Below are 571 nucleotides of genomic sequence, written 5' to 3'. Positions count from 1 at the left end.
TGTGCAAGGCGCGCACGCCGGAATGCGGCAGGTGCCTGATCCGGGATCTGTGCGAGTATCCGCACAAGGAGGGGAAGGGAGAAGCAGGAAGGGAGAAGGGCAGCCTGCGCAAACCGCCTCAATCGATCTGAATCCTTCCGCTCCCCTCTTCCCTCTTCCCTCTTCCCTCTTCCCTCTTCCCTCTTCCCTCTTCCCTCTTCCCTCTTCCCCCTTCCCCGATGTTTTCCCCTTCCCGCGACCAGGCCCGCCGCTTCTTCTTCGACACCTGGGCCAAGCAGCGCGCAGGCGCACCGCTGGAGGGGCTCGAGACGACTGCACTCACGGTTATTCTGCTGCATCCGGAATATCACCCCTTGCTCGCCGAGCGGGACCGTAACCTCGACCGCGACTTCGGACCCGAACAGGGAGGAATCAATCCCTTCCTTCACTTGTCGCTGCATCTCGCCATCGAGGAGCAACTCGCCATCGATCAGCCGCCAGGCATCGCGCAGGCCTATCGCGCCCTCGTTGCCCGGCTCGGCGACGAGCACGAGGCAAAGCACGCCGTGCTCGAATGCCTGGGGGAGACGAT

Annotated in this window: 2 protein-coding genes; both read left to right on the top strand. The window is 63.4% G+C overall.

The window, feature by feature from the left end; translation table 11 throughout:
• Nucleotides 1–131: endonuclease III (locus JNK74_29725; GenBank protein ID MBL7650352.1), on the top strand; the 131-nt coding region annotated here is incomplete at its 5' end.
• Nucleotides 132–218: 87 nt separating this feature from the next.
• The coding region (locus tag JNK74_29720; GenBank protein ID MBL7650351.1) for a DUF1841 family protein at nucleotides 219–571 on the top strand (353 nt) is incomplete at its 3' end.

The organism is Candidatus Hydrogenedentota bacterium, from assembly GCA_016791475.1.
Lineage (GTDB): Bacteria > Hydrogenedentota > Hydrogenedentia > Hydrogenedentales > JAEUWI01 > JAEUWI01.
This window is presented reverse-complemented; position numbering and strand designations above follow the sequence as displayed.